Raw genomic sequence first — 25370 nt, 5'->3', positions numbered from 1 at the left:
CCTACAGTTCGCGGCGTCCCCTACCGACAACCCGTCGCCCGGCGGAGCCAGCCGAGATCAGAGCTGCGCGAGCACCTTGGCGATGCGCTTCTCGGACACCGGGTGAGCGGTGCCCAGCGAATTCGCGAACAGTGACACCCGCAGCTCCTCGACCATGGCCACGACCTCGACCCAATCTCGCGGCAGTGACACGATCAGCTGCGCCCACTCGGCCTTCGCCAGCGGCGGGAACCGGTTGCCGATCTTCTTGGACACATCGTCACTGACACCGGTGATTCGGTCCATGAACTGTTTGTCCCGGATCGGCGAATCCTGCATCCCGCCGATGCGCACAACCTCGGCCTGAACCCAGCGCGGCAGTTGAGCCAGCATCTCGGGCGTCATCGCCGCGACCGCCTCGGCGCTCACATGCGAGGCCCGCCAAGCCTGGACATCGGCGAGGTTCGACAGGATGACCAGCGACGACGCCTTCGACACGAGCTTGTCGAGTTCGGTGGCCGCCTTGAGCGCCCTGACCAGGGACGGCAGCAGTGACGAGCAGGTGACCGGCAGTTGCGCGTGGACGCGCGTGCGCAGCTGATCGAACTCTGCCTCCGTGGCCACCCATGAGGACTCGGCCGGTCCCAGCCTGTCGTCGACGAGCCCGCGGATTCCCACGCGAATGAGGCCGGTGAGCAGTTCGTCGGAGGACTTCTGGTGCCCGGCGAGGATGAGCTTCTCCTCGGTCGTCAGCCCGTCCTGCAGATACTTCAGCGCCTCATTCGCCTGCAGTGCCAGCAGCGTGATGAGTCCCTCCCGGGTAGCCAGCCGCGCTTCGGGGGCGGTGTCGAAGGCCACGAGGTCGACCGACTGCTGACGGGCGGCAAGCCCGGGGACGGCCCCGGCCGAAGCCTCATCAGGATCGCCGAGGCTGCCGAACGCCCAGCCGGTGAGTCCCGTCTTCGGGGCGAACGATGATTGCTTCTGCCTGGCCTTGCGCACTTCCGGCTTCGCTGGTGTGGTCAGGGTGGCAAGATCCTCGCCGAGCCCGACGGTCTTCTTCCCGTCGACGACGCGGAAGGTCAGTCGCAGATGCGCGGGGATCCGGTCCCGGTCGAAGTCCGAGGCGGTGACCGTGATCGGCACCAGATCGTTCAGCCCTCCCCCGCCGGCGCGTTCGCTCAGGTGGGCGGCCAGCACCTCCGGCAGGCTGCCCTGGTAGGGGGTGAGCGCGGGCAGGATGTCGCGAGCGACATCGGGGGCAGGGACGAAGTAGCGTCGTTTGTTCTTCGGCAGCGACCGGATGTAGGCGGCGACGAGCTCTTCCCGCAGCCCGGGCACCTGCCAGGAGAACTCGTCGACGTCGACGGCGGGCACCGCCTCGGCGTGGATCTCCACCGTCACCCCGTCCTCGGTGCTGCCGGGGTCGAACGAGTACCGCAGCTTCGCCTGCGTACCGTCGGCGAGCTCCCATTCCATCGGGAAATCATCGGCGACCGAGGCGGTGAGCTCCTCACTGTCATCGCTGAGCAGCACCGAGGTGGTCAGGTCGAGCAGGTGCGCGTCGCGTCGCTTCTGCTTCTTCCACCAGGACCGGAAATCCGCCGCCGAGGTGACCCCTTCCGGGATCCGTTCAGCGAAGAATTCGTAGAGGGCATCGTCCTGGTCGAGTACGCGCCGGTTCCGTGTCCGTGAGGCCAGTTCCTCGGCCTCCGCGATGACCGCGGCATTGTGGTCGAGGAAACCGAAGCGTTCGTGCCAGTCGCCTTCGATGAGGCCCTTGCGGATGAACATGTCGCGAGCACCGTCCCGGTCGAAGGTGCCGTAGCCGACGCGGCGGTCGCTGACGAGAGTGACCCCATAGAGGGAGATCTTCTCGTAGACCATCGACGCTCCGGCTTTCGTCGACCAGTGCGGGTCGGAATGCTGGCGGGTGACCAGGTCGCCTGCGGCTTCGACGACCCAGTCGGGGTCGATCGCGGCGACGGTGCGGGCCCAGAGGCGGGAGGTCTCGACGAGTTCGGCGGCCATGACGAAGTCCGGGTTGACCTTGAACAGGCCGGATCCGGGGAAGATCGCGAAGCGGGTGCCGCGGGCTCCCTGGTAGTCCTTGTGACGTTCGGATCTCGAACCGATCATCGTCAGCAGCCCCGTGAGCAGGGCGCGGTGGATGGCGGCGGCATGCGGGTCGAGTTTCGCGGCGGCGACCTGCTTACCTGCGTCTCCGACGCCACCGGTGACCGCTGACTTCTTCGCACTGCGTTTCGCGGCGCTGAGTTCGGCGAAGCCGATCTTGCCCTTCGCCCCGGGACCGCCCTGCGCCTGGGCACCACGACCACCCTGCGTCTGAGTGGTGCCGTCGGCCGCCTCGGTGCTCCTGGCAGCCTTGGCGCTGCCGGCCGCCTCGGTGCCGTGGATCGCGCCGGCGGGCCCAGCTGTCTCATCGCTGCCTGCCGGGTGCCAGACCGATCTGTCGATGCGGATGCCTGCCGAGCCGAGCAGGGAGCGCAGCTGACCGACGAGGTCCTGCCATTCGCGGATGCGCACGAAGTTAAGGAACTCGTCTCTGCAGCGGCGCCGGTACTTCGATGACCCCATATCGGCCTGCAGGCTCTGCAGGTAGTTCCACAGGTTGAGGTAGGACAGGAAATCGCTGCCGCGGTGGGTGAAGCGCGCATGTTTCTCATCGGCGGCAGCACGGAATTCCGCTGGACGTTCCCGGGGATCCTGGATGGACAGGGCTGCCACGATCACGATGACCTCTCCCCCGCAGCCGGCCTCCGCGCCGGCGATGACCATGCGGGCCAGGCGGGGGTCGATCGGCAGCACGGTGAGCTTCCGACCGATCTCGGTGACGGTGATCCTGCCGGTGCTGTCGCTGGTCAGCGCCCCGAGCTCGGTGAGCATCGTGCGTCCGTCGCGGACGGCACGGGCGTCGGGCGGGGTGAGGAACGGGAAGTCGAGGATCTCCTCATCGCTCGAGGCGAACCCGAGCGAGGCCATCTGCAGGATGACGCTGGCGAGGTTGGTGCGCAGGATCTCGGGGTCGGTGAACTCGGGACGGGAGTCGAAGTCGGTTTCCGAGTACAGGCGGATGCAGATGCCCTCGCTCGTGCGGCCCGACCGGCCCTTGCGCTGGTTGGCGCTCGCCTGTGAGATCCGTTCGATCGGCAGTCTCTGCACCCGGGTGCGGTTGGAGTACCGGGAGATGCGGGCGGTGCCGACGTCGATGACGTATTTGATGCCGGGCACCGTCAGCGAGGTCTCGGCGACGTTCGTGGCCAGCACGATGCGGGGTCGCGAATGCGGTTGGAAGACTTTCTGCTGCTCCCCAGCCGAGAGCCTGGCGAACAGCGGCACGACCTCCCAATTGCTCATCCGCGGACGTCTGCGCAGGTGGTCGGTCAGGGCGTCGGCGGTGTCGCGGATCTCGCGTTCGCCGGAGAGGAAGACGAGGATGTCTCCGGGTTCTTCGGCTGCGAGTTCGTCGACGGCTGAGATGATGCCGTCGGTCTGCTCCTCGACCCCGGTCTCGAAGCTGCCGGAATCGCCGGGTCCGTCGACATCATCATCGTCGTCTTCGTCGACGAGGGGCCGGTAGCGGACCTCGACGGGGTAGGTCCGGCCTTCGACGGAGATGATCGGGGCGTCGTCGAAGTGCGCGGAGAAGGACTCCGGGTCGATCGTCGCCGAGGTGATGATGACCTTGAGGTCCGGCCGCCGGGACAGCACCTCTTTGAGGTAGCCGAGGAGGAAGTCGATGTTGAGGCTGCGTTCGTGGGCCTCGTCGATGATGATGACTTCGTAGTCGCGCAGAAGCTTGTCTCGGGAGAGCTCGGAGAGCAGGATGCCGTCGGTCATCACCTTCACACGAGTGGAGTCGGCGACCTGCGCGGTGAAGCGCACCTGATACCCGATGGTGTTCCCGAGGTCCTCGCCGAGTTCGTCGGCGATGCGTTCGGCCACGGTCCGTGCGGCGATCCGCCGAGGTTGGGTGTGACCGATGAGCCCGTCGACGCCGAGGCCGAGTTCGAGGCAGATCTTCGGCAGCTGCGTGGTCTTGCCCGATCCGGTCTCACCGGCGATGATGACGACCTGGTTGTCCCGGACCGCCTCGGCGATCTCGTCCTTCGCGGCGGTGACGGGCAAGTCCGCGGGATAGGTGACGTCGACCGTATGCGCCGCGCGGGCGTCTTTGAGCCGGGCACGTCGCTGCTGGTGGTGGGCCGCGGTGGACTTCCGTCGCTGGTTCTTTCGCCGAGGCGATCGCTTCGCCCGCGGAGTCGACGAATCAGTATGCGCGTCGGGACGCGGTGTCGACGATGCTGAGTTCTCCTGTGCCATTGCAGTCACCAGCTTAGCCGCAGCCGCAAGCGAATCCGGAGACAGCGAGCTGTGGCGAAGAGGAGGGATTCTCTACCGGCCGGTCTTCTCCGCCAGCTCCCGCAGCATCGCCAAGTAGGCTTCCCAATCCTGGCCTTCCGGGATGTTCGGGCTGGCCGCGCTCAGCCCGACCTGCCCATCGATCCCTTCACGGGCCACATCGACCTGCCCGAGGTGGCGGGTGAGGTCGACGAGGACATGGACCATCATCTGCCCCAAAGTCACCGCGTTCATCGGGGCCGGCCAATGCGGAACCTGTCCCGGTGCGTCGAGCGGCAGGGAGTCGAACGTCTCATCCGCGAAACCCCAGACCCGCCGGTAGAGGTCGAGAACGCTCTCAGCGGACTCCGCCTCGGTGGCGTACCAATCGGCCTGCGGATCGGTGTCGAAGACCTCATCGGAGACAACTTCGTCCCGGTGCGGCCAGGGCCGGTCGAAGGTGTCGCCGAAGTACCCGATTTCGACATTGGCCATATGTTTGACCACGCCGAGGAGGTTGAACCCGGTCGGTGTCCGCGGCCATCTCAGTTCACGTTCGTTCAGACCCTCGAGCTTCCATACCAGCGTCTCTCGCGCTCGCTTGAGGGAGTTCCGCAGCACGGTCTTCATCGCGTCATCGCTGTCCATGATCTCAGTCTGCCCCAATCACGACCGAATGAAGCCACGACCGGATGAAGCAATGATCCTCTCATCCGCCCCAGAGCGGGGCGAGCGCGGAGTAGAGCTGTTGGATGCCGAGGACGATGAAGAGCAGTGCGGTGATCGCCAGGGCGATGTTCGTGTGCAGTTTGTTCGCCCATTCCTTCGGGATCTTCTTGCCGTTGAGGAGTCCGAGCAGGGTCACGGCCAGGAACGGCATGAACAGCGAGCCGAGAACACCGTAGGCGAGGATGAGGCCGATCGGTTTGCCGAGGATGAACAGCAGCATCGGCGGGAACGTCAGCCACAGGACATAGAACTTGAAGTACTTGCCGCCGGTCAGGGTGTCGGGGTGTCCGCCGGGCTTCTTGCGCATATGGCCCCAGAAATCGGCGAACATGAGGGACACACCGTTCCACACACCGATGATCGAGGAGAACGAGGCGGCCCAGAAGCCGACGAGGAAGCCGATGCCGACGACGTCGCCGTAGCGGGCCTTGAGCACCTCGGCGAGGTCGAGCAGTCCCTTGTCCTCGGCGGAGATCGACACGCCTGCCGCACGCACGACCTCGGCGCCGACGATGAGCATGGCGATGACGAAGATGCCGGTCATCACGTACGCCATGGAGTTGTCGATGCGCATCACCCGCATCCACTTCGGGGTGTGCCAGCCCTTCTCACGCAGCCAGTACCCGTAGGCGGCCAGCGTGATGGTGCCGCCGACCCCTCCGGCGAGGGCGAGGGTATAGATCACGCCGCCCTCGGGGATGATCGGGATGAGTCCGGTGAGCATGTCCGGGACGTTCGGTGCGGCGATGATCGCAAGCCCGACGACGGTGATGAACATGATGCCCACGAGGGCTGCGGTGATCTTCTCGAATATCGCGTAGCGGCCGAACCACACCATGGCGAAACCGGCCAGGCCCATGAGCACCGACCAGACGGTGAGGTTGAGTCCGGGAAACAGCGCGGCCAGAGGCAGGGCAGCGGAGCTCATGGCTGTCGCGCCGTAGACGAAGCCCCAGATGATGATGTAGGGACCGAAGTACCACGTGGTCCACCGGCCCAGTGACCTCCAGCCTTCGAAGATCGTCTTCCCGGTTGCGAGGCTGAATCGGCCGGCTCCTTCGACGAGGACGATCTTGAGGATGACACCGACGATGACTGCCCACAGCAGGCCATAGCCGAACTGGCTGCCGGCCACGAGGGTGGCGACCATATCGGCGGCGCCGACGCCGGTGGCTGCGACGACGAGTCCGGGACCGATGACCTTCCATTTGGCCGGCCCCGAGGCCTCCTCGATTCCGGATACGGTCTGCGGATCCGCTCCGTCGCGGGATCCGCTGCCGCTCGACTGCTCGCTCATTCCATTACCGCCTTCGTGTTCGGTCGCATACGACTTCACCGGGCGGTCGGTGACCCTCCATAGGATCTCCTCGGGCATCGGCGGCGCAGCGGTCTCCGTGTGTCCACCACCATCGTAGTCGACAGGACCGGTGCGCCACGGACGTCATCGTCTCGTCATCGCTGCCGTGTGCGGACTTCCCCACCCGGCGATGGCCGTCTGGGGCTATCCTCGAAGGGTGAGTGACGACAATTCCGCCGAAGATACCCGCAGCAGAATCGCCCGCAGTGTCTTCCCCGACGGCGAGGACCCGGACCCGCGCTTCACCCTGGCCAATGAGCGGACCTTCCTGTCCTGGATCCGCACGGCCCTGGCCTTCATCGGCGGCGGCATCGCCGTCGAAGCCTTCACCTCGGAGATCTTCTCGACCGGTCTGCGTGCGACTCTGTCGATCGTGCTCATGGTCATCGGCTTCATCCTCGCTTCCGGGGCCGCAGTCCGCTGGCATCGCATCGAATCGGCGATGCGGCGCAAGACCTCGCTGCCGCTGCCGCTCATCATTCCCATCGTCAGCCTCGCCTCGGCGCTGGGCGCGGGGCTGCTCGTGCTCGTGTTCGCCGGTCTGCTGCGATGACTCCCCGCCTCCCCCGGCCGCGCCTGCCCGGGCCGCGCCGAACTCGACCGCAGCCGCACCCCGATCCGGGTCTGCAGCCCGAGCGCACCACTCAGTCATGGCTGCGTACGGCACTGACGATGACCGTCGTCAGCCTCGTCTTCATGCGATTCATCAACGTCTTCGAAGGCTGGTCGGTCGGCGTCTTCGTCGTGTGCATGGGCCTCGCGATCGCCGCACTGTCGATGCAGGTCAGGCGATACCGGTTGGGGGCGGACTCGATCCAGGCCGAACGCGGCCGACCGAGCCCGTGGGCCGTCGCCTTCCTCACCGCCTCGGTGTGTCTCATCGCGGTCATCAGCATCGCCTCGGTCATCAAGATCTCGCTGACCTGAGGGCCGATGTGAGGGCCGCGATGCCGAATCGGCGTTCCTTGTTGTGAGACCGCCGTCCGGACCGCGAACCCTCATGCATAGACTTGAGCGCATGAAGGATGCTCACGAAGTCGCCACCGCCCCGCTCGTCGCCATCGGCCTCATCGGCGGATTCCTCACCGCCCGCGAGACCGGCATCCGCCCCCTCGGCGGCGTCGTCCTCGCCGCCGCCGGCGGCTATGCAGCCCGCTCCTGGTACGCCAAGCGAGGCTGGCCTGCCGCTGTCGGTCTCGGTCTGACCTACCTCGGCGGCTTCGGAGCCTCGCATCCCCTGGCGAAGAAGATCGGCGCCTGGCCCGCGGTGTTCGCCGTCAGCGCGGTCAGCGTCGCCGCGTCCTATCTCGTCTCCGACGCCGCCGAGGCGGACTGACTTACCGACCGTCACCGGCGGCACGCCTGACTCAGAACACGACTGCTCCAGAAAGCGAGGATCGACCCACCCATGCTCGCCGTGTTCGAAGGTTTCGCCGTCATCGCCGGGGTCATCCTCGTCGGCTTCATCCTCGGTCGCTCCGGCGTGCTCGGCCCCCACGGCCAGCAGGTCATCGCGAAGCTCGTCTTCTATGCGGGCACTCCGACCCTGCTCTACGTCACCGTCGCCGACACCGATCTCGGGCTGATCTTCAACACCGCGCTCTTCGCCACCGGCGGATCCGCGGCCATCGTCGGCCTCCTCCTCTTCGTCCTCACCCGCTGGATCCGCAAGCGCAGCACCGGTGAGGCCATGTTCTCCGCGTGGGCGACCAGCTACGTCAACATCGGCAACCTCGGCATCCCGATCGCCGCCTACGTCCTCCACGACATCGGCTACGTCGCCCCCGTGCTGCTCTTCCAACTCCTCGTGCTCGCCCCGATCGGGATGGCCGTCCTCGACGGAGCCGGGAAGAAACAGCACGACTCGCACTGGTACTCCGCGGTCCTCCAAGTGCTCAAGAACCCCATCGTCCTCGGAGCCGCGGCCGGCGTGGCCGCCTCGGCGACCGGCTTCGAACTGCCCCGCTTCGTCTTCGAACCCATCGACATGATCGGTGCCACCGCGGTCCCCGGTGCCCTCCTCGCCTTCGGCATCTCACTCAAGGACGGGTGGGCGCTGCCGGTCAAGGGCACCCGGTCCCAGCTGGGCTACATCGCGGGCGGCAAGCTCGTCCTCCAGCCGGTCATCGCCTGGGCCATCGGCGGGCCGATGCTCGGCTACGGCGGCATCGACCTCTTCGCCATCGTCGTCACCTCGGCTCTGCCGACAGCCCAGAACGTCTACATCTACTCGATGCAGTACCGCCAGTCCGAGGCGCTCATGCGAGACGCGGTGTTCATCACCACGGTCCTCGCGGTGCCCGCGCTCGTCGTCATCGCAGCCCTCCTGGGCTGACCCTCTGGTCTGCCCTCCTGGGCCGAACCGCAACCACCCCCGCCCCGACGCGAACCGCGCTCGACCGATCGTCTCGGCCCCACCTCGGCGCGGGTGTGCCCGAAATCGTCCGCCGTGGCGTGTCCTCCCGGGCTCGGACCCTGTGGTCGCTGACAATGGGGATGTGTCCAGAGACGAGAAGAACGAGACCGAAGACCTCCTGAGCAGGCGGATGAGTTCAGGGTCGGCCAGTGCTGCCGAAAAGCAGTCGTCGACCTCTCTGGAGGCGGCGAACGATCCCTCGACCGACACCGAGGCGTTCGATCCGATCACGGATCCCATCGCCGAGGATGCCCCCAAGCATTCCGCTGACGCCAAGCCCCAGACGGGCCCGGTGAGGGTGGCTCCCGCGCATTCGTCGAATCCGAACGCTCAGTCCTCGAGTACACGCGGTGCTGACCGATCCTCCTCGTCGGAGGCTGGAGATTCGGTGTCGACGGCGTCCGCATCGACCTCGACCGGGGCCACCCGGGAGGTGCCCGCGAACGCACGGACAGCGGTGATGAGCGAGGCCGATTGGGCTGCTGTGTCGAAGGCGGCGACCTCGACCGATTCTCGTGAACCCGAGGTCCCGGAACGTCGGCGCAGCGTCCTCGACGTCATCGGCACGATCTGGATCATGCTCGCCACCCCCTTCGTCCTGCTCGCACTGGCCGTGCGCTTCGTCGCCTCCGGGATCTTCCTCAAGTTCGAGTACTTCCGACCCGGATTCCCCGCCGACCAGTTCGGCTTCGGAGAGGCCGACCGGGAGCACTACGGGACCTATGTCATCGACTATCTGCACAACTTCGATTCGCGGCGCTACCTCGCCGACATCGTCATGCCCAACGGCGAACCGATCTTCATCTCCGACGAGCTCAGCCATATGGCCGACGTCAAGGGGCTCATCTCGCTGCTCTACCTCGTCGCGCTCATCGGCCTCATCGGATCCGTCCTCTTCGGTCTCTACATGTGCCGCAAGGGCGGCTCGGGCATCCACGCCGGAGTCCGCCTCGGTTCGATCTTCAGCGTCATCTTCATGGCCGCTGTCGCCGTCGTCGCCGTACTCGGCTGGGAGAGCTTCTTCCGCGGGTTCCACAAGGTCTTCTTCAAGGACGGGACCTGGGAGTTCTACGCCGATGATTCGCTCATCCGGCTGTTCCCACCCCAGTTCTGGGTCGATGCCGGCATCGCCGGAGGCGGATTGTTCGTCCTGGTGGCCATCGTCCTCTTCTGCTTCAGCTTCGCCGGCCACAAGAAGCGCCGCGCGGCGCGGAAGGCACGCAAGGAAGCCGCCGACGCTTAAGCCGCGTCCGCCAATAGTGCGCTGCGGGTGAGAGCCCCGCTCCACGGTTCCGGCCGGGTGGTCTTTCCCCTTCCACCCGGCCGAAATTCTGTCTCGACGGCTGTCGCTGACACCACCTCAGATTTCCTGGTCGATCCGCGGTGTTCTGGTCGAGGAAAACACGGTGGATCGACCAAAGTATTCCGGTCGCCCGCCGTCCCGGGCCGATTCCGATCCCAATCCGGCCCGGAGTCGCCCCGGAGACGTGACTTTCAGTCGTCGACGGCGTCCCGGCCGCGGCGCACGAGCAGCGGATCGGCCTCGTAGACGACCGAGGTGTCTTTGTCCTCGTAGTCGAACTGGTTGAGGAAGTAGCGCATCGCGTTGAGCCGCGCGCGCTTCTTGTCGTTGCTCTTGATCGTGATCCACGGAGCATGGTCGGTGTCCGTGCGGCGGAAGGTCGCCTCCTTCGCCTGCGTGTAGTCATCCCATCGGTCGAGCGATTCGAGGTCCATGGGTGAGAGCTTCCACCGCCGCACCGGGTCGATCTGGCGGATCGCGAACCGGGTGCGCTGTTCACGCTGGGTCACGGAGAACCAGAACTTGGTGACATGGATGCCGGAATCGATGAGCATCTTCTCGAACACGGGCGCCTGCTCCATGAACGTCTCGTACTCGTCATCAGTACAGAATCCCATGACGCGTTCGACATTGCCGCGGTTGTACCAGGACCGATCGAACATGACGATCTCACCGCTGGTGGGCAGGTGGGAGATGTAGCGCTGGAAGTACCACTGGCCGGATTCACGGTCCGAGGGCTTGTTCAGCGCCACGACGCGGGCGGCACGCGGGTTGAGGTGTTCGGTGAAGCGTTTGATCGTCCCGCCCTTACCGGCGGCGTCGCGGCCTTCGAAGACGATGACGTGCTTCGCACCGGAGTCCTGGCCCCAGTACTGGAACTTCAGCAGCTCGACCTGCAGACGGTACTTCTCGATCTCGTATTCCTCACGGTCCATCTGCTCGTCGTACGGGTACCCTTCACGCCAGGTCTCGACGGCCCGGCCCATGGGGTCGATGAGGTGCGGATCCGTGGTCTGGCTGTCAGAAACGGTATAGCCCTCCAGCCGGAGCTTGTCGATGTACTCCCGCAGATTCTCTTGGAACAGATCGTTCACGAGATCCTCACCTTTCGATATGGGCACAGAGTCGAGCCTCGAGCTCGCTAGCGCGCCGAGGTGAATATCAGGTTATGCGATCGACGTCCTTGCGCGGAACGATTCCGATGCTCAGCAGCGGGGCGAGGGCGATGAGCCCGAAGGACAGCGGGTAGCCGAAGACGGTGACCAGGGCGCCGAACCCGGGCCCGAGCAGGGCCGACATGACGAACTGTCCCGTGTTCTGCGCTCCCATGGCCTTGCCCGACCAGCGCGGTCCCGCGGCTTCGGCGACGGAGGCGAAGGCGAGCCCGTTGTCGGCGACCGACACCGCCGAGGCGAGGATGAACACGATCGCCGCGACGACCGGCAGCTCGGTGAGCGAGAGAACGGCGATGGCGACGACGCTGACGACCGCCGCGATCGCGACCACCCGCATGAGGCCCACCCGCGAGCTCGTCCGATCCGAGAGACCGCCGACGACCATGCGCCCGATCGCACCGACGATCTGTGCGGCGGCGACGATCGCTCCGGCGGTGCCGGCGTGGATGCCCTGATTCGCGATGAGCCAGATGAGGCCGTAGGTGGAGAACGCGAACTGCGGGATGACCAGCAGTGCCGAGACCCCGTGGATGCGCCACAGGAAGGAATCGCTGCGGTAGGGATTGACCGCCGAGGTGGGGCTCGGATTCCCCTCCCCCGCCGAGGTTGTGCCCGGTCGAGCGGATCCGTTCACGTCCGCTGCAGGTTCGGGGAGGGACGTATCGAGGACGTCGGTGGCGCCGTCGGGGTCGGCTACCTCGGTGCGGGTGGGAACCGAGGGCGGAGGGTTGCGGACGAGGGCGAAGCAGATGAGCGTGAGTGCCCCGGAGACGGCGGCAACGTACCAGAGGTAGGCGGGGAATCCCCCGGCCGCGGCGATCGGTGGGATCGTGACGGCGGCGATGCTCGTGCCCAGGGGTTGGGACATCTGCCGGATGCCCATGGCCAGCCCTCTGCGGTGGCGTGGGAACCAGCCCATGACGACGCGGCCGCTCGCGGAATTCACCGAGGCGGCGGCCGCACCGGAGGCGGCGATGACGATGACCATCCAGATCGGTGAGTCGACGACGAGGACGGCGGCAGCCGAGAACACGGCGGTCAGTGCGATGCCCAGAGTCATCGCCAGCCGTTCACCGTAGCGGTCGGCGAAGGCACCCCAGGCGATGAGGGTGAGGATGAGACCGAAGCTCGGGGCGGCGGCGACGGTGCCAGCCTGGGTGAGGGTGAACCCGAGGTCGGTGTGCATATACGGGATGAGGAATGCGGGACCGGCGATCGCAATGGTCGCCGCCATCTGGGTGAGGACACCGATGACGAGGATGATCCAGGCTTGTGGGCTCGGTCGGTTTCTCGTCATGGGTCGAGGCTACCGCCGGGTCACTGACGGCGGCCGAACGTCTCAGATCGCGGGTTCGGACGTTTGGCTATACAGTGTGTTCTGAGCATTCCCCCTATAGCCCAATCGGCAGAGGCAGTCGACTTAAAATCGATTCAGTGTGGGTTCGAGTCCCACTGGGGGGACCAGAGAGATCCGGTCCATCCGCGGCAGAGTGCTCGCGAGAATCCGACGTCGACATTCAGGCGCAATCACGCATTGGGCGTGAGCTCCGTGCCGGCACCGCGGCGACGGATGGTCGGAATCGTCACTCCGGAGTCGCCGGCTTCGTGACCGGCCGTCGGCAGAGGTTTGCCACAGGGCAGCGTACTCATAGTCTTCGCTGCCCCAGCGGGCGCTCCGCCACTCTTCGCTTCACTGGGTGTCGCCTCGGCGAAGGCGGCCTGATGCGCCGCCCGATGGGACTTCAGCTCATTGCGCAGCCGTTCGGCACTCTCTGCCCCGACGATCTCGAAGCCGCCGTCGACGATCATGTCGAGGTCCTCCTCGGCGGCCTGCCCCTCCGAGGTCAGATAGTCGCCGAGGAAGAGCGAATTGGCCACATGCAGCGACATCGGCTGCAGCGATCGCAGTTGCAGCTCCCGACCGCCGGCGATGCGCACCTCGCGGTCGGGGCAGAGGAAACGCACGGCACACAGTATCCGCATGCAGTGCTGCGGCGTCAGCGTCCAGGTGCCCTCGAGCGGGGTGCCGTCGAAGGGAATGAAGAAGTTGACAGGGATCGAATCGGAGTCGACGGCCCTGAGCGCTTCGATCGCCTCGATGATCCGCTCATTCGTCTCTCCCATTCCCACGATGAGCCCCGAACACGGAGAGAGCCCGGCGCCACGTGCCTTGTCGACGGTGTCGACGCGATCGGCGAATGTGTGGGTCGAACAGATGTCGGGGTAGAGCGATTCAGCGGTGTTGAGGTTGTGGTTGTACGCGTCGACACCGGCGTCCTTGAGACGCTGTGCCTGACCATCCTTGAGGAATCCGAGGCACGCGCAGACCTCGACGTCGGGAGTGGATGACTTGATCTCCTCAACCATGCCCGAGACGCGTTCGACGTCCCGGTTCGAAGGACCGCGACCGGATGCGACGAGGCAGACCCGCGAAGCACCTCCTGCCAGACCGAATTCCGCCTGCCGCTTCGCCTCATCCTTCGGCAGCCACGAGTACTTGAGGATGCCGGTGTCCGAACCCAAGCGCTGCGAGCAGTGGCCGCAGTCCTCTGGACACAGTCCGGATTTGAGGTTGACGAGGTAGTTGACCTTGACGCGATTGCCGAAGTGCTCGCGGCGCAGCCGGGAGGCTGCCGCCACGAGGTCGAGCAAGTCCTCATCGGGCGAGGACAGGATCGCGTGAGCGTCGGAGGCAGTGGCCGGAGCGCCGCCGAGCACGCGCTCGGCGAGTGTTTGGCAGCTATCCATGTTGTCATTATTGAACACTGTTCAGGAGAGTGCAAGATCACATCTCCCCGCGCGAGGAGGCAGAATAGTGTGATGACCTCCGTACTGCTCACCGTCGGCGACCGCCCACAGTTCGTCGACGGGGTTGATGACCCGCGCGTCGCCGAGGCGACCGGACCGGCCGTACTCTTCGACGTCGGAAGCGCTGCCGCCGGCTCCGGGGGACCGTCGCTCAGGGAATGCACCTGCGCACCCTACCGCCCCCTCGCCTACCGCGAGGCGAGCACGGACTGGACGGACATCGACTTCGAGGCCGCCGATCATTGGGTGCTGATGGGACCGGAACTGCGGCGCCGCCTCGTCGAAGATCACCTTGCGACGCTCGACGTCAGCGAGTTCAAGCGTGCGACGAACGGCGGCAGCGCCTCGATCATCACGAACAATTGGGTCCATTCAGGTTCGCCGCGGGTCTACCGAGTCGCCGGTCGACTGCGAGAGTTCGTCACGGCGCTCGGAGAACTCGTCAGCGGGAGCCGGGCTTGACGGGTTCGAGTCCGGCCTGGCGATCGCGGTTGTCGATCACCTCGGCGACGTTGAGCTCGGCCCACCGTCGCAGAGCGGCCACTGGGGCCTGGAGCGAGCGACCGAGCTCCGTCAGCGAATACTCCACACGCGGAGGCACCTCACCGTAGGACTGCCTGGTCACCAGGCCGTCGGCAACGAGCGACCGCAGTGTCGAAGTGAGCACCTTCGGGGTGATGCCGCCGATCGCCTGCCGGATCTCGCCGAACCGCTTCGGGCCGTCATCGAGGATCTCGATGATGAGCACCGTCCATTTGTCACCGACTCGGTCGAGGATGACGCGAGTGGGGCACTCCGGATCGAAGGCGTCGCCTTCCCAGGAAACTCTGACGTTCATACTTCAATAGTATCTTTGAGGTACTCGGTTTCCGAACGATAGTGTCATGATGTCAGCACAGGAGACGCCACCTTCGCGCCGTCACCGCGGCGTCTGCAGAAAGGAACACACCATGAAGATCGCACTCTTCGGAGCATCCGGAATGATCGGCTCCCGCGTCACCGCCGAGGCGGCCGGCCGCGGCCTCGAGGTCACCGCCATCACGCGCTCGGGCGGCGACGTGCCCGGTGCCGCCCGCAGTCTCAAGGGCGACATGGCCGATGCGGACTTCGATGCCACCATCGCCGCCGAGCATGACATCGTCGTCTCCACCACCGGTCCCAGCCGCACGGGCAGCGATCATCAGGAATGGCTCGATGCGCTGAAGACTCTGGCCGCGAACAGCGGTGACACGCGCATCTTCGTCGTCGGCGGAGCCGGATCGCTGTGGGTCGGCGACACCATGCTCAAGGACACCGAGGGCTTCCCTGCCATGTACAAGGCCGAGTCGGAGACCGGCACACGGGCTCTCGAGCTGCTGCGCGCCGGAAACTGGTCACCGTGGACGCTCATCTCCCCCGCCCCGGAGATCGCCCCAGGTGAGCGCACCGGATCGTACAAGTCAGAGCTCGAGGTTCCGGCCGGTGACGCGATCTCGGCTGAGGACTTCGCCGTGGCCATGGTCGATGAGATCGTCGACCCGAAGCACATCGACACCCGTTTCACCGTTGCGAACTGAGCGCAGAGAATGAGAAGCGCCGGGGATGCTTGAATGCATCCCCGGCGCTTTCGCCTCATCAGGCCCGGTAGCCGGTCAAGGCCGGCGGCCCGAGATCAGGCCTTGGCAGCTTCCTTGGCTTCCTTCTTCGGGGCCGACTTCGAGTTCGCGGCCTCAACGAAGTTCTTGCGCGGAACATCGAGATCGGCCAGCGGCATGGCATCGCGGCCGAGGACGGCGCTGAGGAACCAGTTGCCGAAGACCCGAACCTTGCGATCAACGGTCGGAATGGCGTAGCCGTGGTAGGCGCGGTGCATGAGCCAAGCGAGGATCCCGCGAGCCTCGAAGTCGCCCATCTGCGAAACACCCTTGTACAGTCCGAGACCGGCAACCGTACCGATCGTCTTGTGGAAGTACTGCTTGAACTCGGTCTCTCCCCGCAGAGCGGCGAGGACGTTGGCGGCCAGTACCGGAGCCTGACGCACAGCGTGCTGAGCGTTGGGCACGCAGAAGCCCGCCACACCGCCGCCGGAGAGGTCGGGAACCGCAGCGTTGTCGCCGGCCGCCCATGCGCCCTCGACGACTCCGTCATCGCCCTCGACGCGCAGATCCGCGCGGACGGTGACGTTGCCGCGTTCGTTGATCGGCAGATCGGAGTCGATGAGCATCGGGTTGGCCTTGACACCGGCGGACCACACGATCGTGTCGGCGTCGAACTCTTCGCCGTTCGAGAGCTTGATGTGCTTGTCGGTGCAGTCCTGGAGGAAGGTCTCGAGGTAGACGTCGATGCCGCGTTCGCGCATGTGCTCGACGACCCAGCGGGCCTGAGCCTCGCCGACCTCGGGCATGACCCGGCCGAGGGCCTCGACGAGGACGAAGCGGACGTCGGCCTCGGTCAGGGTCTCGTACTGGGCAACAGCCGAACGGACCATGTCCTCGAGCTCGGTGAGCAGCTCGATGCCGGCGAAGCCGCCGCCGACGAACACGAAGGTCAGGGCCTTGCGGCGCTCTTCGTCGTCTTCCATGAGCGCGGCGTCGGCGAGGCGGGAGAGGAGGTGGTCGCGCAGCGCGACGGCTTCCTCGATGCGCTTCAGCGCAATCGCGTTCTCCTTCAGGCCCGGAATCGGCAGCGCGCGAGCGACCGAACCTGAGGCGAGGATGATGTGATCGTAGTCGAGCTCGAAGGCCTCATCGTTCTCAGGCTCAATGGTGGCGAACTTCTCGGCATGGTTGATCGAGGTGACCTTCGCGGTGATGACCTCGGCACCCGGCAGGTTGCGACGCAGCGGCACAACGGCGTGACGGGGCTCGATCGAACCGGCCGCCACCTCGGGGAGGAACGGCAGGTAGGTCATGTACGGATTGGGATCGACCACGGTGACGGTGGCTTCGCCCCGTCCGAGGTTCTTCAGCAGATTCTGAGCGGCGAGGAGACCGACGGAGCCCCCACCGACGACGAGGATTCGTGGACGCAGTTTCGAATTTCTGATGAGTGCCATATGCCCATGCTAGACCCTTGTGAAAACTTTCACTAATTGTTTTCTCGCAGGATTCGAACTCCGCAGATGAGAGCGGTTGGCGCTCCCCTCCCATCAGCGCCGACGGCGAGCGAAGGCGATGATCGAGGCCACGATGAGGCCGAGCGCGATCAGCGCACCGACGCCGAGGGCGGCGAATCCGAGAACAGGCGTCGACTGGGTGGCAGCGATATCGGTCGGCGCCACGGCTTTCGGCCCCTCGGTCTCATCCGGTGACGCTGTCTCCGTCTCTTCGGTCTTCGCATCACCGCGCCGATGCATCTTCACCCAGTCCTCGAGCTCTTTCTCGGCCGAGGGCGCGTTGCCTGGTGCCTTGGCTCTGAACGCGGCGTTCGGGTCGAGCCGGCCCCACCCGACGATCGGATCGGGCTTATCCTTCTTGGTCACACCCTTGTGGCCGGAGACGGGTTTCGCGCTCGACTGCAGCTTCGCCCGAACCTCATCGGCGCTGAGTTTCGGATTGTCGGCCCGAATCAGTGCGGCGACTCCGGAGACGATCGGCGAGGCGAAGGAGCAGCCCTGCCCTTCGGCGTATCCGCCGCTGTAATAGGGGATCGGAATGTCCTTGGCCGGGCCCATGAGGTCAACAGCCGTGCCCGGTGCCGTGGAGTCGTCGAGCACCTTGCCGTTCTTGTCCAGTCCGCCCACGCCGATGACGCCGGGAACCGTCGACGGCGACCATGCCTGGGTCGCACCCTGTGAGGCGTTGCCGACGCAGGCGACGACGAGCACGTCCTTCTTATAGGCGTACTCGAACGATTTGTCCCAGCTCTCCGGCCAGCCCGGGTCGTCCCAGCCCAAAGACATGTTGATGACCTTCGCTCCGGAGTCGACGGCCCAGCGCATGGCCTTGTCGGCCTGCTCCCGGGTCGACCCGGATTCCTTCGGCCGGTCCGGGCCCAACCACATCGATGCGGAGAGGATCTGCGCATCGGGGGCGACACCTGTCGGTCCTGCTCCCGTGCCCTGCCCGGCGATGACTCCGGCGACGGCGGTCCCGTGGTGGATCGTCGTCGATCCGCCGATCGGCGTCGTGCCGTCCTTTCCGAGACCGCTGAAGTCCTTGGCCTTGGTCACCACACCGTCGAGGTCCTCGTGGTCGGTGTTGACCCCGGAGTCGATGACGGCGACCTTCACGCCCTTGCCGGTCGAGGTCTTCCACGCCTTGTCGATGCCGTAGTCTTTGATGAACCACTGCCCGGGTCCGGCCTTCGGGGCCGCGATGACCGGCTGTGTGGTGCCGACGATCAGGCCGAGGATGAGCACTGTGACCGCGGCGAGTCGGCCGGCGGCTCTCACGAGCTCGTCAGCGCAAGGTCGAGCGCAGTTCCGTCGAGGATGTCGGTCTCCGAGGTGCGGATGTCCAGCTGACCGCCCGCCCCGGTCACTGCCGTCTCGAAGCGTTCGACGATGCGGGAGAAGAGCAGGGAGCCGGCTCCGATGACATCGACGCGGCCCGGGTGCATGTACGGAAGTCCCGCCCGCGTGCTGCGGTCCATGGCCAGCAGCCTGCGCGATTCGCCGGCGATGTCGGCCACGCTGATGCGGGCGCCGTGGATGCGTTCGCGCTGGTAGCTCTCGAGTCCGAGGATGCCTGCGGTGATGGTGGTGACGGTGCCGGCGACACCGATGAAGGTGCGTGGAGCGGAGAAGTCGACGATCTGTGCCGCCTGGTCGAGCTGGGCGTCGATGTCGGTCAGAGCGGCCCGGATCTGGGTGTCGTCAGGGGTTTCGACAGGCATGTGCCGCTCGGTCAGGCGCACGGATCCGATGTCCATACTCACTGCGGCGTCGACATCGTCGGTGCCGAGGACGAGTTCGGTCGAACCGCCGCCGAGGTCCATGACCACGAAGGGTGCTTCGGCGTCGGACAGGTTCGCGGTGGCGCCGAGGAAGGACAGGCGCGCCTCTTCGTCGCCCGTGATGACGTCGGGGACGATGCCGAGGATCTCGAAGATGCCGGCGAAGAACTCATCGCGGTTCTTCACGTCGCGGCTGGCAGAGGTCGCGACGAATCTCAGCTTCTCCGGCTGGTACTCCGCGGCCACCTCGGCGAATTCCCTCGCTACGGCGAAGGTGCGCTCGAGGGCCTCGGGCGCGAACTGACCCGTCGCGTCGACGCCTTGGCCGAGGCGGACGATGCGGGTCTCGCGACGGAGGTCGGTGAGTGTTCCATCGACGACATCAGCGATGAGCAGGCGCAGGGAGTTCGTCCCGCAGTCGAAGGCAGCAACGCGCATGGTCGGATCCTAGTCAGTCGGTTCGGCGGTGGGGGCATCGGGGATGGGAACGTTCGCAGGATTCGGAGCGTCCGCCTCGGCGACGGGAGGGACGTCGTCCATATACGACAGTGCTCGGTCGCCGATCGGGTTGACCCCGGGCCCAGCGGCGAGCGAGTGCCCGACGAGTGCGTGCAGACATTTGACCCGGGTGGGCATCCCACCGGCGGAGTAGTCCTTGATCTCGACCACCTCGGCGAGGCCGGCTGCGGCGCCGATCTCGGAGCGGACGTCGAGGTAGGCCCGGTGGGCGGCGGCATAGTCGCTTGCGAGGTCCTCGTCTTCGCCGACTTCGGTCGTCCATTCGGCCATGATGCCCGAGGCCTCCAGACGCGAGCATTCGGCGACGTAGGCGGGGTGGGTGAGGTAGAAGGTCGTCGGGAACGGGGTGCCGTCCTCGAGACGTGGGGCGGTGGCGACGACGAGCGGCTCACCGGCGGCGCTGCGGGCGGCGATGCCGACGACGCCGCGGGGAATGCGTCCGAGCTGACCCTGCAGGGTCGCGAAATCCGCCTCGGTGCATTCTGTGATCATCAGTTCTTCTCCACGGTATTGCCGACCTCTTGAATCGACTCCAGCAATTCAAGGTACCAGGCTTGCTTGCGAACCGGCTCATCGGACTTCGAATCCTCGTCGACGGCTTCCTGGTTGGTCACAATGACCGCGTTCTTGCCCTTCTCCACGTAGTACTGATCCGCCCGGGCCTTGCGTTTGATGTAGTCCGGATCCTTGAGATTCTCGTTCTTCTGCTCGAGGCTCTTGACCTCGGATTTCGTGGTCTCGATCTCGTTGTTCAAGGCTGCGATCTGCTGGGCCTGCTTGAGTGCGGAGTTGAGCGGCGAAAGGAAGGCGAAGAGGACGATGGCGATGACGAGGAGAAACATTCCGGTGCGCCAGGACATCCGACGGCCGCGGACCTCGGCGGACTCATCGGCTTCGACCACGGGTCTCGGGCGTCGACGAGGGGAGGCTTTGCCAGGAGCCGATTTCGGGGCACTTCTTCTGGGCTTGCTCGGGACCATGCTTCTTTCCTCTGCGACTGGGGATCGGGGAAGCGTGTCGCAACATATCCAAGTCTGCCGTGTCGGCATTCCCAGCGCCAGGATTTCGAACCCATGGCGTGTTCGCGTGTTCGCGCGGCGGTCGGTACAGGTACCCTCCCGCACCTCACAGCGCATTCCGAGCCCGACCCGGCACCATCACGCACCGGGAGCGGCACTCCCACGCGCCAACCACATCTCTTACAATCCCCCATGCATCCATCACCGTTAGCGAGAAATCGCTCCGTTCCAACACGGTTTCCTATCGCTTCCGGTGACTGATACCTTCCGCCGCGGCACAGGGCCCACCGACTCACCGCACGCTCTCCTATCCTGCAACACCGCCATCCACAGAGTTATCCACAGATATAGATAGCTCTATTGCGTTTTGTGGGCGTTTATTGCATTTTGAATGCATGTACAAACTAATGGATACCAGGGAACTCAACCGACTCGGTTTCAGCCACAATGACATTCGCCGTGCCCGAAAGTGCTGTCTCCGACGGCTGTCGCGAGGTGTCTATCTCGTCAGACATGTCTGCGACCTCGACTCTCATCGACCGTTGTGGGCCAGCATCGCGGAGAGGGTCCACCAGGCATTCGTCGATCACGGCGATGCGCGCGACCGGGTGGAGGAACTCAACGCCGCTGTGATGGCGCGCTATGCTCGGCAAGCCGATCGTCGGACAGACGCGTCGAAGCCGGGCTCCCCGCCCGAGGTCTTCTCTCACATCTCTGCGGCGTTCCTCCACGGCTTGCCGCTCGCCTACCCCGTCACCCACCAGGTCGAAGTCGTCCGCCCGGGCACGAATCGCCGGTTCAAGAGCATCCACGTCCGCGGCAATCACATTCCGTCGAATCACCGGGAGATCACCGGCGCCGCAGAGGTCACCACACTCGAACGCACTCTCATCGATGTCGCCCGCAGCTATCACCTCGACATCTCCGTCGCCATGATCGACGATGCACTCCACCGAGGTCGGACGACGAAAGACAGAATCCTCGCGACCCTCGACCAGTGCCTTGAGAAACGCAATATCAGCAGGGTGAGGCTCGCCATCGACCTCGCCGACTCCCGCCGCGAATCCCCCGCCGAGGCGATCGCCGCGGTCCGCTTCTACCAGCACGGCATCACGGGCTTGGAGCCGCAGATCTCGTTCCGAGCCGAAAGTCTGCACCGCACCATCCGCGTCGACTTCCGTCACGCCCAGGCGCGCCTGATCATTGAGATCGACGGCCTCGGGAAGCTCTATCTCGGCTCGGGCGTGCCTCGCGTCGAGCTCGAAGCCGAGCGACGGCGCGAACAGTGGCTGCGCGATCGCGGCTGGCAAGTCATCCGGATCAGCTGGAAGGAGCTGTTCGAGGAAGCGAAGTTCGAGGAGATCCGTCGCGCGATCCGACGCTCAGCACAGCCGCAGACGGCATGATCGGTCGCCGTTCGCGCCATCTCCTCCCGGTGCAACGGTGCAGTATGTGGCGAACCGGAGGAACTGCGGCGACTGGTGCGAAGCGACCGCAGCGGTACGGGATGGTCCAACCCCAGCGCAATGAGGCGGCCGCGCGATCGGGAGAAGGCCGGCGACGCGCCGAGGCGGGGCCCGAGCGATCGATGATGATCACTCAGGCCCCGCCTCAGCAGCAAGGTTCCGCTCCGCCTCGGGGAGGTCCCGCCTCGGGGATTCCGATCTGAGCCGGGCTGCGCCTCAGGCTTCGAAGCGCAGGAACGCCTTGCGTCCCGCGTAGCGGGCGGCGTCACCGAGCTGCTCTTCGATGCGCAGCAGCTGGTTGTACTTCGCGACGCGTTCGGAGCGTGCCGGTGCACCGGCCTTGATCTGGCCGGCGTTCGTGGCCACGGCGAGGTCGGCGATCGTCGTGTCCTCGGTCTCGCCCGATCGGTGCGAGATCATCGTCGTGTACCCGTTCGTCTGTGCCAGGGACACGGCATCGAGGGTCTCGGTGAGGGTGCCGATCTGGTTGACCTTGACGAGCAGCGAGTTCGCGGTGGCGTTGTCGATTCCGCGCTGCAGGCGCTCGGGGTTGGTCACGAACAGGTCGTCGCCGACGAGCTGGACCTTCGACCCGATCGTCTCGGTCAGCGTCGCCCAACCGTCCCAGTCGTTCTCGTCGAGGGGGTCCTCGATGGACACGAGCGGGTAGTTCGCGAGCAGCTCCTCGTAGTAAGCGGCCATCTCCTCGGCGGTCTTCTTCCCGCCTTCGAAGTCGTAGACGCCGTCGTTGTAGAACTCGGAGGAGGCCACGTCGAGGGCGACGGCGATGTCCCGTCCGGGGCGATGTCCGGCGATGTCGATGGCTTCGAGGATGAGGTCGAGTGCGGCGGCATTCGAGTCGAGGTTCGGGGCGAATCCGCCCTCATCGCCGAGTCCGGTGGACAGTCCCCGTTCCTTGAGCACGCCCTTGAGCGCGTGGTAGACCTCGACGCTCCACTGCAGCGCCTCGCGGAAGCTGGCCGCACCGATCGGGGCGATCATGAATTCCTGGATGTCGACGTTCGAGTCGGCGTGCGAACCGCCGTTGAGGATGTTCATCATCGGCACCGGCATGACGTGGGCGTTCGGTCCGCCGAGGTAGCGGTAGAGCGGCAGGTCGGCCGAGACTGCGGCCGCGCGGGCCACGGCCAGGGAGGCGCCGAGCATCGCATTCGCGCCGATGCGGGACTTGTTGTCGGTCCCGTCGAGCTCGATGAGGGCCTGATCGACCAGACGCTGATCGTCGCTCTCGAGGCCGATGATGGCTTCGTGGATCTCGTCGACGACGGCGTCGACGGCCTGGGTCACACCCTTGCCCAGGTAGCGCTCGGGGTCGCCGTCGCGCAGTTCGACGGCTTCGAACTCTCCGGTGGAGGCACCGGAGGGCACGTCGGCACGGCCGACGGACTCATCGGCCAACAGCACTTCCACCTCGACGGTGGGGTTTCCCCGGGAATCCAGGATTTCGCGGGCATTTGCGGCAACGATCTCAGCCACTGATTACTCCTTAGCTATGGGTTTCACATGGGGAACATGCGCCTGCAGGACAGCTTAATGCACCGCGTGGCCGGGCTCACGCCGTGTTCGCCGTCGGCTCGAGCAGGCAGTCGCGCAGCCGCTGCGGCGTCGTCGGGTCCATTCCGTGCGCGAGCAGGTACGCTTCCACTCCCCCGCCGGTGCCGTCTTCATTCGCCGAGGCGGTGCCGACCCCGCCGACGCTGGTGCCTTTTCCCTTCGCCGAGGCGGCCCCATAGTCGGCATCGATCCGATCGAGGAGGTCGTGCATGAGTGCGGGTGGTGCGGCAGTGGCGGTCGCGGCGAGGTTGCGGGAGATTCCCGCATCGGCGAAGTCGCGGGTGATCGAGTCGAGGAATCCCTCGGAGAGGTGGGTGGAGGTGATCGCATACTCATCGACGATCTCGCTGCGGCCCACGCCGAGGAGGTCGAGGACGAACGCTCCCAGCACCCCGGTCCGGTCCTTGCCGGCAGAGCAGTGGAAGACCACGCCGCCGTCGCAGTGCTCAGCGATCGCATCGACGGCGAGCGCCAGACGGTGGCCGAAATGCGTGATCATGAGGTCATAGATCCGAGCCAGCGAGCGGTCGCTGAGATCGATGCCGGACGCGGCGGCTGCGGCTTTCATCTCATCGACGCTCAGTGGGCGGGCGGGAAAGAAGTGATCGTCGAAGATCGGCAGTTCGATTCGCCTCACGTCGAGACCGTCGACGGCGTCGGGCAGCTTCGACCGCTCACCGATGTCACGCAGGTCGATCACGGTTCGAATGCCCAACTCCTCGAGATCCGCCCTCGCCCGATCGGTCAGCTGAGCGAGACCGTCGGCGCGGAACACCAGCCCGTGGCGCACCGCCTGGTCACCTGCCCGAGTGGGTGCGCCACCGAGGTCACGGAAGTTGAAGGTGCCTTCGATGTCGAGCCGTTCCAGGCTCATCGCCGCCCATCCTCAGGTTCGTGGGTCATGGCTGTCACCGAGACGTTCTCCGCGCCGTTGTTCTCAACGTTCTTCTCGGCTTTCTCCTCGGACTTGATCCGGCGGTATTCGCGTTCGACGTCGTCCAAGTCGGCCATCGCACCTTCGGCATCGTCGCCGAAGGCCAGCGGGTGCCGGCGGATGAGCTTCTCCTGAAGGCCGTCGATGATGGCCCCCAGGCTGTGCCCGTACTCGTGTCCGCCGCTTTCGTCGAGCAGCGCGGAGTGGAAGAGCACTTGGTAGAACACGTCGCCGAGCTCGTCGACCACCGCCGCACGATGGGTCGTGCTCGGTGAGTCGACGTAGTCCTCGAGTGCGTCGATGAGTTCCTCGGTCTCCTCACGAGCGTACTTCTCGAGGCTCTGGTGGTCCTGTCGGCTCGACCAGGGGCAGCGTCGCCGCAGGATCGCCATGGCGTCGATCACCGGTTGCAGCCGAGGTTCGACCTGCTCCGCTCCAGTTTCGGCGTGCTCCGCTCCAGTTTCGACCTGGTCTGCTCCCCGTTCGACCGCACTCTGCTCGTCACATTCACCCACGAAATATCCTCCTGCCGGCACGAAAGACCCCCACCGCAGAAACGATGAGGGTCGATTCGTCGGTCACTTCGAGAATTTGTCCTTGACCGATGAGCCGAGGTCCTTGACCGACTCGCCGACATCCTTGGCCTTGGCCTTGAGCTGGTCGGTGGCGCCTTCGGCCTTGAGCTTGTCGTCATCGGTCGCATCGCCGATGGTCTCCTTGGCCCGACCGCCGAGGTCCTCGGCCTTGTTCTCGAACTTGTCGTCAACACCCATGGGGATTCTCCTTAGCAGATAGCTGAGTGATGTGCACTTGCTGCGGATGCCTCCGCGTTTCGCACTCTACGCCACTGCCC

At 65.6% G+C, this 25370-nt stretch carries 24 protein-coding genes and 1 tRNA gene; 9 read left to right on the top strand and 16 right to left on the bottom strand.

The features are described 5' to 3' along the window. Positions 1-57: 57 nt before the first annotated feature. The 3 genes from hrpA to HK401_RS15235 form a co-directional block, all read right to left on the bottom strand. Positions 58-4323, bottom strand: coding sequence for an ATP-dependent RNA helicase HrpA (gene hrpA, locus HK401_RS15245; RefSeq protein ID WP_181275514.1), 4266 nt, complete (start codon positions 4321-4323; stop codon positions 58-60). A gap of 72 nt (positions 4324-4395) precedes the next feature. Beyond that, a complete protein-coding gene (locus HK401_RS15240) occupies positions 4396-4989 on the bottom strand; it encodes a DinB family protein (protein ID WP_181275513.1) in 594 nt (197 codons plus the stop codon). Between the two features lie 61 nt (positions 4990-5050). Further along, the gene (locus HK401_RS15235) at positions 5051-6367 is read right to left on the bottom strand and encodes an Nramp family divalent metal transporter (protein WP_210605039.1); all 1317 of its coding nucleotides are present in this window, start codon (positions 6365-6367) and stop codon (positions 5051-5053) included. Between the two features lie 190 nt (positions 6368-6557). On the opposite strand from HK401_RS15235, the gene HK401_RS15230 reads away from it, so the two are divergent. The 5 genes from HK401_RS15230 to HK401_RS15210 all read left to right on the top strand — a co-directional run bounded on the left by HK401_RS15230 (position 6558) and on the right by HK401_RS15210 (position 10086). Next, the gene (locus HK401_RS15230) at positions 6558-6980 is read left to right on the top strand and encodes a YidH family protein (protein ID WP_181275684.1); all 423 of its coding nucleotides are present in this window, start codon (positions 6558-6560) and stop codon (positions 6978-6980) included. Continuing rightward, complete coding sequence (locus HK401_RS15225; RefSeq protein ID WP_181275512.1) at positions 6977-7354, top strand: DUF202 domain-containing protein; 378 nt, start codon at positions 6977-6979, stop codon at positions 7352-7354. Before HK401_RS15230 ends, HK401_RS15225 begins: the two co-directional genes overlap by 4 nt. A 91-nt stretch (positions 7355-7445) precedes the next feature. Then, positions 7446-7763, top strand: a complete 318-nt coding sequence (locus HK401_RS15220) for a hypothetical protein (RefSeq protein ID WP_258234256.1) — start codon at positions 7446-7448, stop codon at positions 7761-7763. Positions 7764-7835: 72 nt separating this feature from the next. Then, entirely contained in the window at positions 7836-8762 is a 927-nt protein-coding gene (locus HK401_RS15215) for an AEC family transporter (RefSeq protein ID WP_181275510.1), read from the top strand. Between the two features lie 163 nt (positions 8763-8925). Continuing rightward, positions 8926-10086, top strand: a complete 1161-nt coding sequence (locus tag HK401_RS15210; RefSeq protein WP_309136014.1) for a TIGR01906 family membrane protein — start codon at positions 8926-8928, stop codon at positions 10084-10086. Between the two features lie 251 nt (positions 10087-10337). Here the strand turns inward: HK401_RS15210 and ppk2 are convergent, their stop codons facing one another. Beyond that, positions 10338-11240: a polyphosphate kinase 2 gene (gene ppk2 / locus HK401_RS15205; RefSeq protein ID WP_181275509.1), complete on the bottom strand. Its 903-nt coding sequence runs from the start codon at positions 11238-11240 to the stop codon at positions 10338-10340. A 67-nt stretch (positions 11241-11307) separates the two neighbouring features. Next, complete coding sequence (locus HK401_RS15200) at positions 11308-12618, bottom strand: MFS transporter (protein ID WP_181275508.1); 1311 nt, start codon at positions 12616-12618, stop codon at positions 11308-11310. 90 nt (positions 12619-12708) lie between these two features. Here HK401_RS15200 and HK401_RS15195 point away from each other — a divergent pair. Further along, a tRNA-Leu gene (locus HK401_RS15195) sits at positions 12709-12785 on the top strand. A gap of 63 nt (positions 12786-12848) precedes the next feature. Here the strand turns inward: HK401_RS15195 and bioB are convergent. Next, positions 12849-14069, bottom strand: a complete 1221-nt coding sequence (gene bioB, locus HK401_RS15190) for a biotin synthase BioB (protein WP_181275507.1) — start codon at positions 14067-14069, stop codon at positions 12849-12851. A 72-nt stretch (positions 14070-14141) separates the two neighbouring features. Here bioB and HK401_RS15185 point away from each other — a divergent pair, with 72 nt between their 5' ends. After that, positions 14142-14591: a hypothetical protein gene (locus HK401_RS15185; protein WP_181275506.1), complete on the top strand. Its 450-nt coding sequence runs from the start codon at positions 14142-14144 to the stop codon at positions 14589-14591. Here the strand turns inward: HK401_RS15185 and HK401_RS15180 are convergent. Further along, a complete protein-coding gene (locus HK401_RS15180; RefSeq protein ID WP_181275505.1) occupies positions 14572-14967 on the bottom strand; it encodes a winged helix-turn-helix transcriptional regulator in 396 nt (131 codons plus the stop codon). The two genes, HK401_RS15185 and HK401_RS15180, sit on opposite strands and share 20 nt — an antisense overlap. Positions 14968-15079: 112 nt before the next feature. Between HK401_RS15180 and HK401_RS15175 the strand changes: the two genes are divergently transcribed. After that, positions 15080-15685: an NAD(P)-dependent oxidoreductase gene (locus HK401_RS15175; protein ID WP_181275504.1), complete on the top strand. Its 606-nt coding sequence runs from the start codon at positions 15080-15082 to the stop codon at positions 15683-15685. Between the two features lie 95 nt (positions 15686-15780). Here HK401_RS15175 and HK401_RS15170 read toward each other — a convergent pair whose 3' ends face one another. From HK401_RS15170 to HK401_RS15150, 5 genes are all read right to left on the bottom strand, one after another. Further along, positions 15781-17163, bottom strand: coding sequence for an NAD(P)/FAD-dependent oxidoreductase (locus HK401_RS15170; protein WP_181275503.1), 1383 nt, complete (start codon positions 17161-17163; stop codon positions 15781-15783). A 93-nt stretch (positions 17164-17256) separates the two neighbouring features. Further along, the gene (locus HK401_RS15165; protein ID WP_181275502.1) at positions 17257-18501 is read right to left on the bottom strand and encodes a S8 family peptidase; all 1245 of its coding nucleotides are present in this window, start codon (positions 18499-18501) and stop codon (positions 17257-17259) included. Continuing rightward, entirely contained in the window at positions 18498-19442 is a 945-nt protein-coding gene (locus HK401_RS15160) for a Ppx/GppA phosphatase family protein (protein ID WP_181275501.1), read from the bottom strand. Before HK401_RS15160 ends, HK401_RS15165 begins: the two co-directional genes overlap by 4 nt. Positions 19443-19451: 9 nt before the next feature. Beyond that, on the bottom strand, positions 19452-20015 hold the full coding sequence (locus tag HK401_RS15155; RefSeq protein WP_181275500.1) for a DUF501 domain-containing protein: 564 nt from the start codon (positions 20013-20015) through the stop codon (positions 19452-19454). Continuing rightward, on the bottom strand, positions 20015-20503 hold the full coding sequence (locus HK401_RS15150) for an FtsB family cell division protein (RefSeq protein WP_181275499.1): 489 nt from the start codon (positions 20501-20503) through the stop codon (positions 20015-20017). Before HK401_RS15150 ends, HK401_RS15155 begins: the two co-directional genes overlap by 1 nt. 581 nt (positions 20504-21084) lie before the next feature. On the opposite strand from HK401_RS15150, the gene HK401_RS15145 reads away from it, so the two are divergent. Further along, on the top strand, positions 21085-21948 hold the full coding sequence (locus HK401_RS15145) for a type IV toxin-antitoxin system AbiEi family antitoxin (RefSeq protein WP_258234254.1): 864 nt from the start codon (positions 21085-21087) through the stop codon (positions 21946-21948). 276 nt (positions 21949-22224) lie between these two features. Here the strand turns inward: HK401_RS15145 and eno are convergent, their stop codons facing one another. From eno to HK401_RS15125, 4 genes are all read right to left on the bottom strand, one after another. Further along, positions 22225-23505, bottom strand: a complete 1281-nt coding sequence (eno, locus tag HK401_RS15140; RefSeq protein WP_181275497.1) for a phosphopyruvate hydratase — start codon at positions 23503-23505, stop codon at positions 22225-22227. A 76-nt stretch (positions 23506-23581) separates the two neighbouring features. Further along, the gene (locus HK401_RS15135; RefSeq protein ID WP_181275496.1) at positions 23582-24457 is read right to left on the bottom strand and encodes a tyrosine-protein phosphatase; all 876 of its coding nucleotides are present in this window, start codon (positions 24455-24457) and stop codon (positions 23582-23584) included. After that, positions 24454-25032, bottom strand: a complete 579-nt coding sequence (locus HK401_RS15130) for a MazG nucleotide pyrophosphohydrolase domain-containing protein (RefSeq protein ID WP_309136013.1) — start codon at positions 25030-25032, stop codon at positions 24454-24456. The genes HK401_RS15135 and HK401_RS15130 overlap by 4 nt, the downstream gene beginning before the upstream one ends. A gap of 63 nt (positions 25033-25095) precedes the next feature. After that, positions 25096-25290 (bottom strand): CsbD family protein, encoded by a 195-nt coding sequence (locus HK401_RS15125; protein WP_181275495.1) that lies wholly within the window; start codon positions 25288-25290, stop codon positions 25096-25098. Between the last annotated feature and the right edge of the window lie 80 nt (positions 25291-25370).

This window comes from Brevibacterium oceani (genome assembly GCF_013623835.1).
GTDB lineage: Bacteria > Actinomycetota > Actinomycetes > Actinomycetales > Brevibacteriaceae > Brevibacterium > Brevibacterium oceani.
This window is presented reverse-complemented; position numbering and strand designations above follow the sequence as displayed.

Bases quoted from the DNA above. Each gene is read 5' to 3' on its own strand.
- bioB (WP_181275507.1), bottom strand. From the start codon at position 14,069: ATGGATAGCTGCCAAACACTCGCCGAGCGCGTGCTCGGCGGCGCTCCG.
- HK401_RS15180 (WP_181275505.1), bottom strand. From the start codon at position 14,967: ATGAACGTCAGAGTTTCCTGGGAAGGCGACGCCTTCGATCCGGAGTGC.
- HK401_RS15125 (WP_181275495.1), bottom strand. From the start codon at position 25,290: ATGGGTGTTGACGACAAGTTCGAGAACAAGGCCGAGGACCTCGGCGGT.
- HK401_RS15235 (WP_210605039.1), bottom strand. From the start codon at position 6,367: ATGAGCGAGCAGTCGAGCGGCAGCGGATCCCGCGACGGAGCGGATCCG.
- HK401_RS15200 (WP_181275508.1), bottom strand. From the start codon at position 12,618: ATGACGAGAAACCGACCGAGCCCACAAGCCTGGATCATCCTCGTCATC.
- HK401_RS15170 (WP_181275503.1), bottom strand. From the start codon at position 17,163: ATGGCACTCATCAGAAATTCGAAACTGCGTCCACGAATCCTCGTCGTC.
- HK401_RS15220 (WP_258234256.1), top strand. From the start codon at position 7,446: ATGAAGGATGCTCACGAAGTCGCCACCGCCCCGCTCGTCGCCATCGGC.
- HK401_RS15240 (WP_181275513.1), bottom strand. From the start codon at position 4,989: ATGGACAGCGATGACGCGATGAAGACCGTGCTGCGGAACTCCCTCAAG.
- HK401_RS15225 (WP_181275512.1), top strand. From the start codon at position 6,977: ATGACTCCCCGCCTCCCCCGGCCGCGCCTGCCCGGGCCGCGCCGAACT.
- HK401_RS15150 (WP_181275499.1), bottom strand. From the start codon at position 20,503: ATGGTCCCGAGCAAGCCCAGAAGAAGTGCCCCGAAATCGGCTCCTGGC.
- HK401_RS15185 (WP_181275506.1), top strand. From the start codon at position 14,142: ATGACCTCCGTACTGCTCACCGTCGGCGACCGCCCACAGTTCGTCGAC.
- hrpA (WP_181275514.1), bottom strand. From the start codon at position 4,323: ATGGCACAGGAGAACTCAGCATCGTCGACACCGCGTCCCGACGCGCAT.
- HK401_RS15230 (WP_181275684.1), top strand. From the start codon at position 6,558: ATGGCCGTCTGGGGCTATCCTCGAAGGGTGAGTGACGACAATTCCGCC.
- HK401_RS15160 (WP_181275501.1), bottom strand. From the start codon at position 19,442: ATGCGCGTTGCTGCCTTCGACTGCGGGACGAACTCCCTGCGCCTGCTC.
- HK401_RS15155 (WP_181275500.1), bottom strand. From the start codon at position 20,015: ATGATCACAGAATGCACCGAGGCGGATTTCGCGACCCTGCAGGGTCAG.
- HK401_RS15215 (WP_181275510.1), top strand. From the start codon at position 7,836: ATGCTCGCCGTGTTCGAAGGTTTCGCCGTCATCGCCGGGGTCATCCTC.
- HK401_RS15135 (WP_181275496.1), bottom strand. From the start codon at position 24,457: ATGAGCCTGGAACGGCTCGACATCGAAGGCACCTTCAACTTCCGTGAC.
- HK401_RS15175 (WP_181275504.1), top strand. From the start codon at position 15,080: ATGAAGATCGCACTCTTCGGAGCATCCGGAATGATCGGCTCCCGCGTC.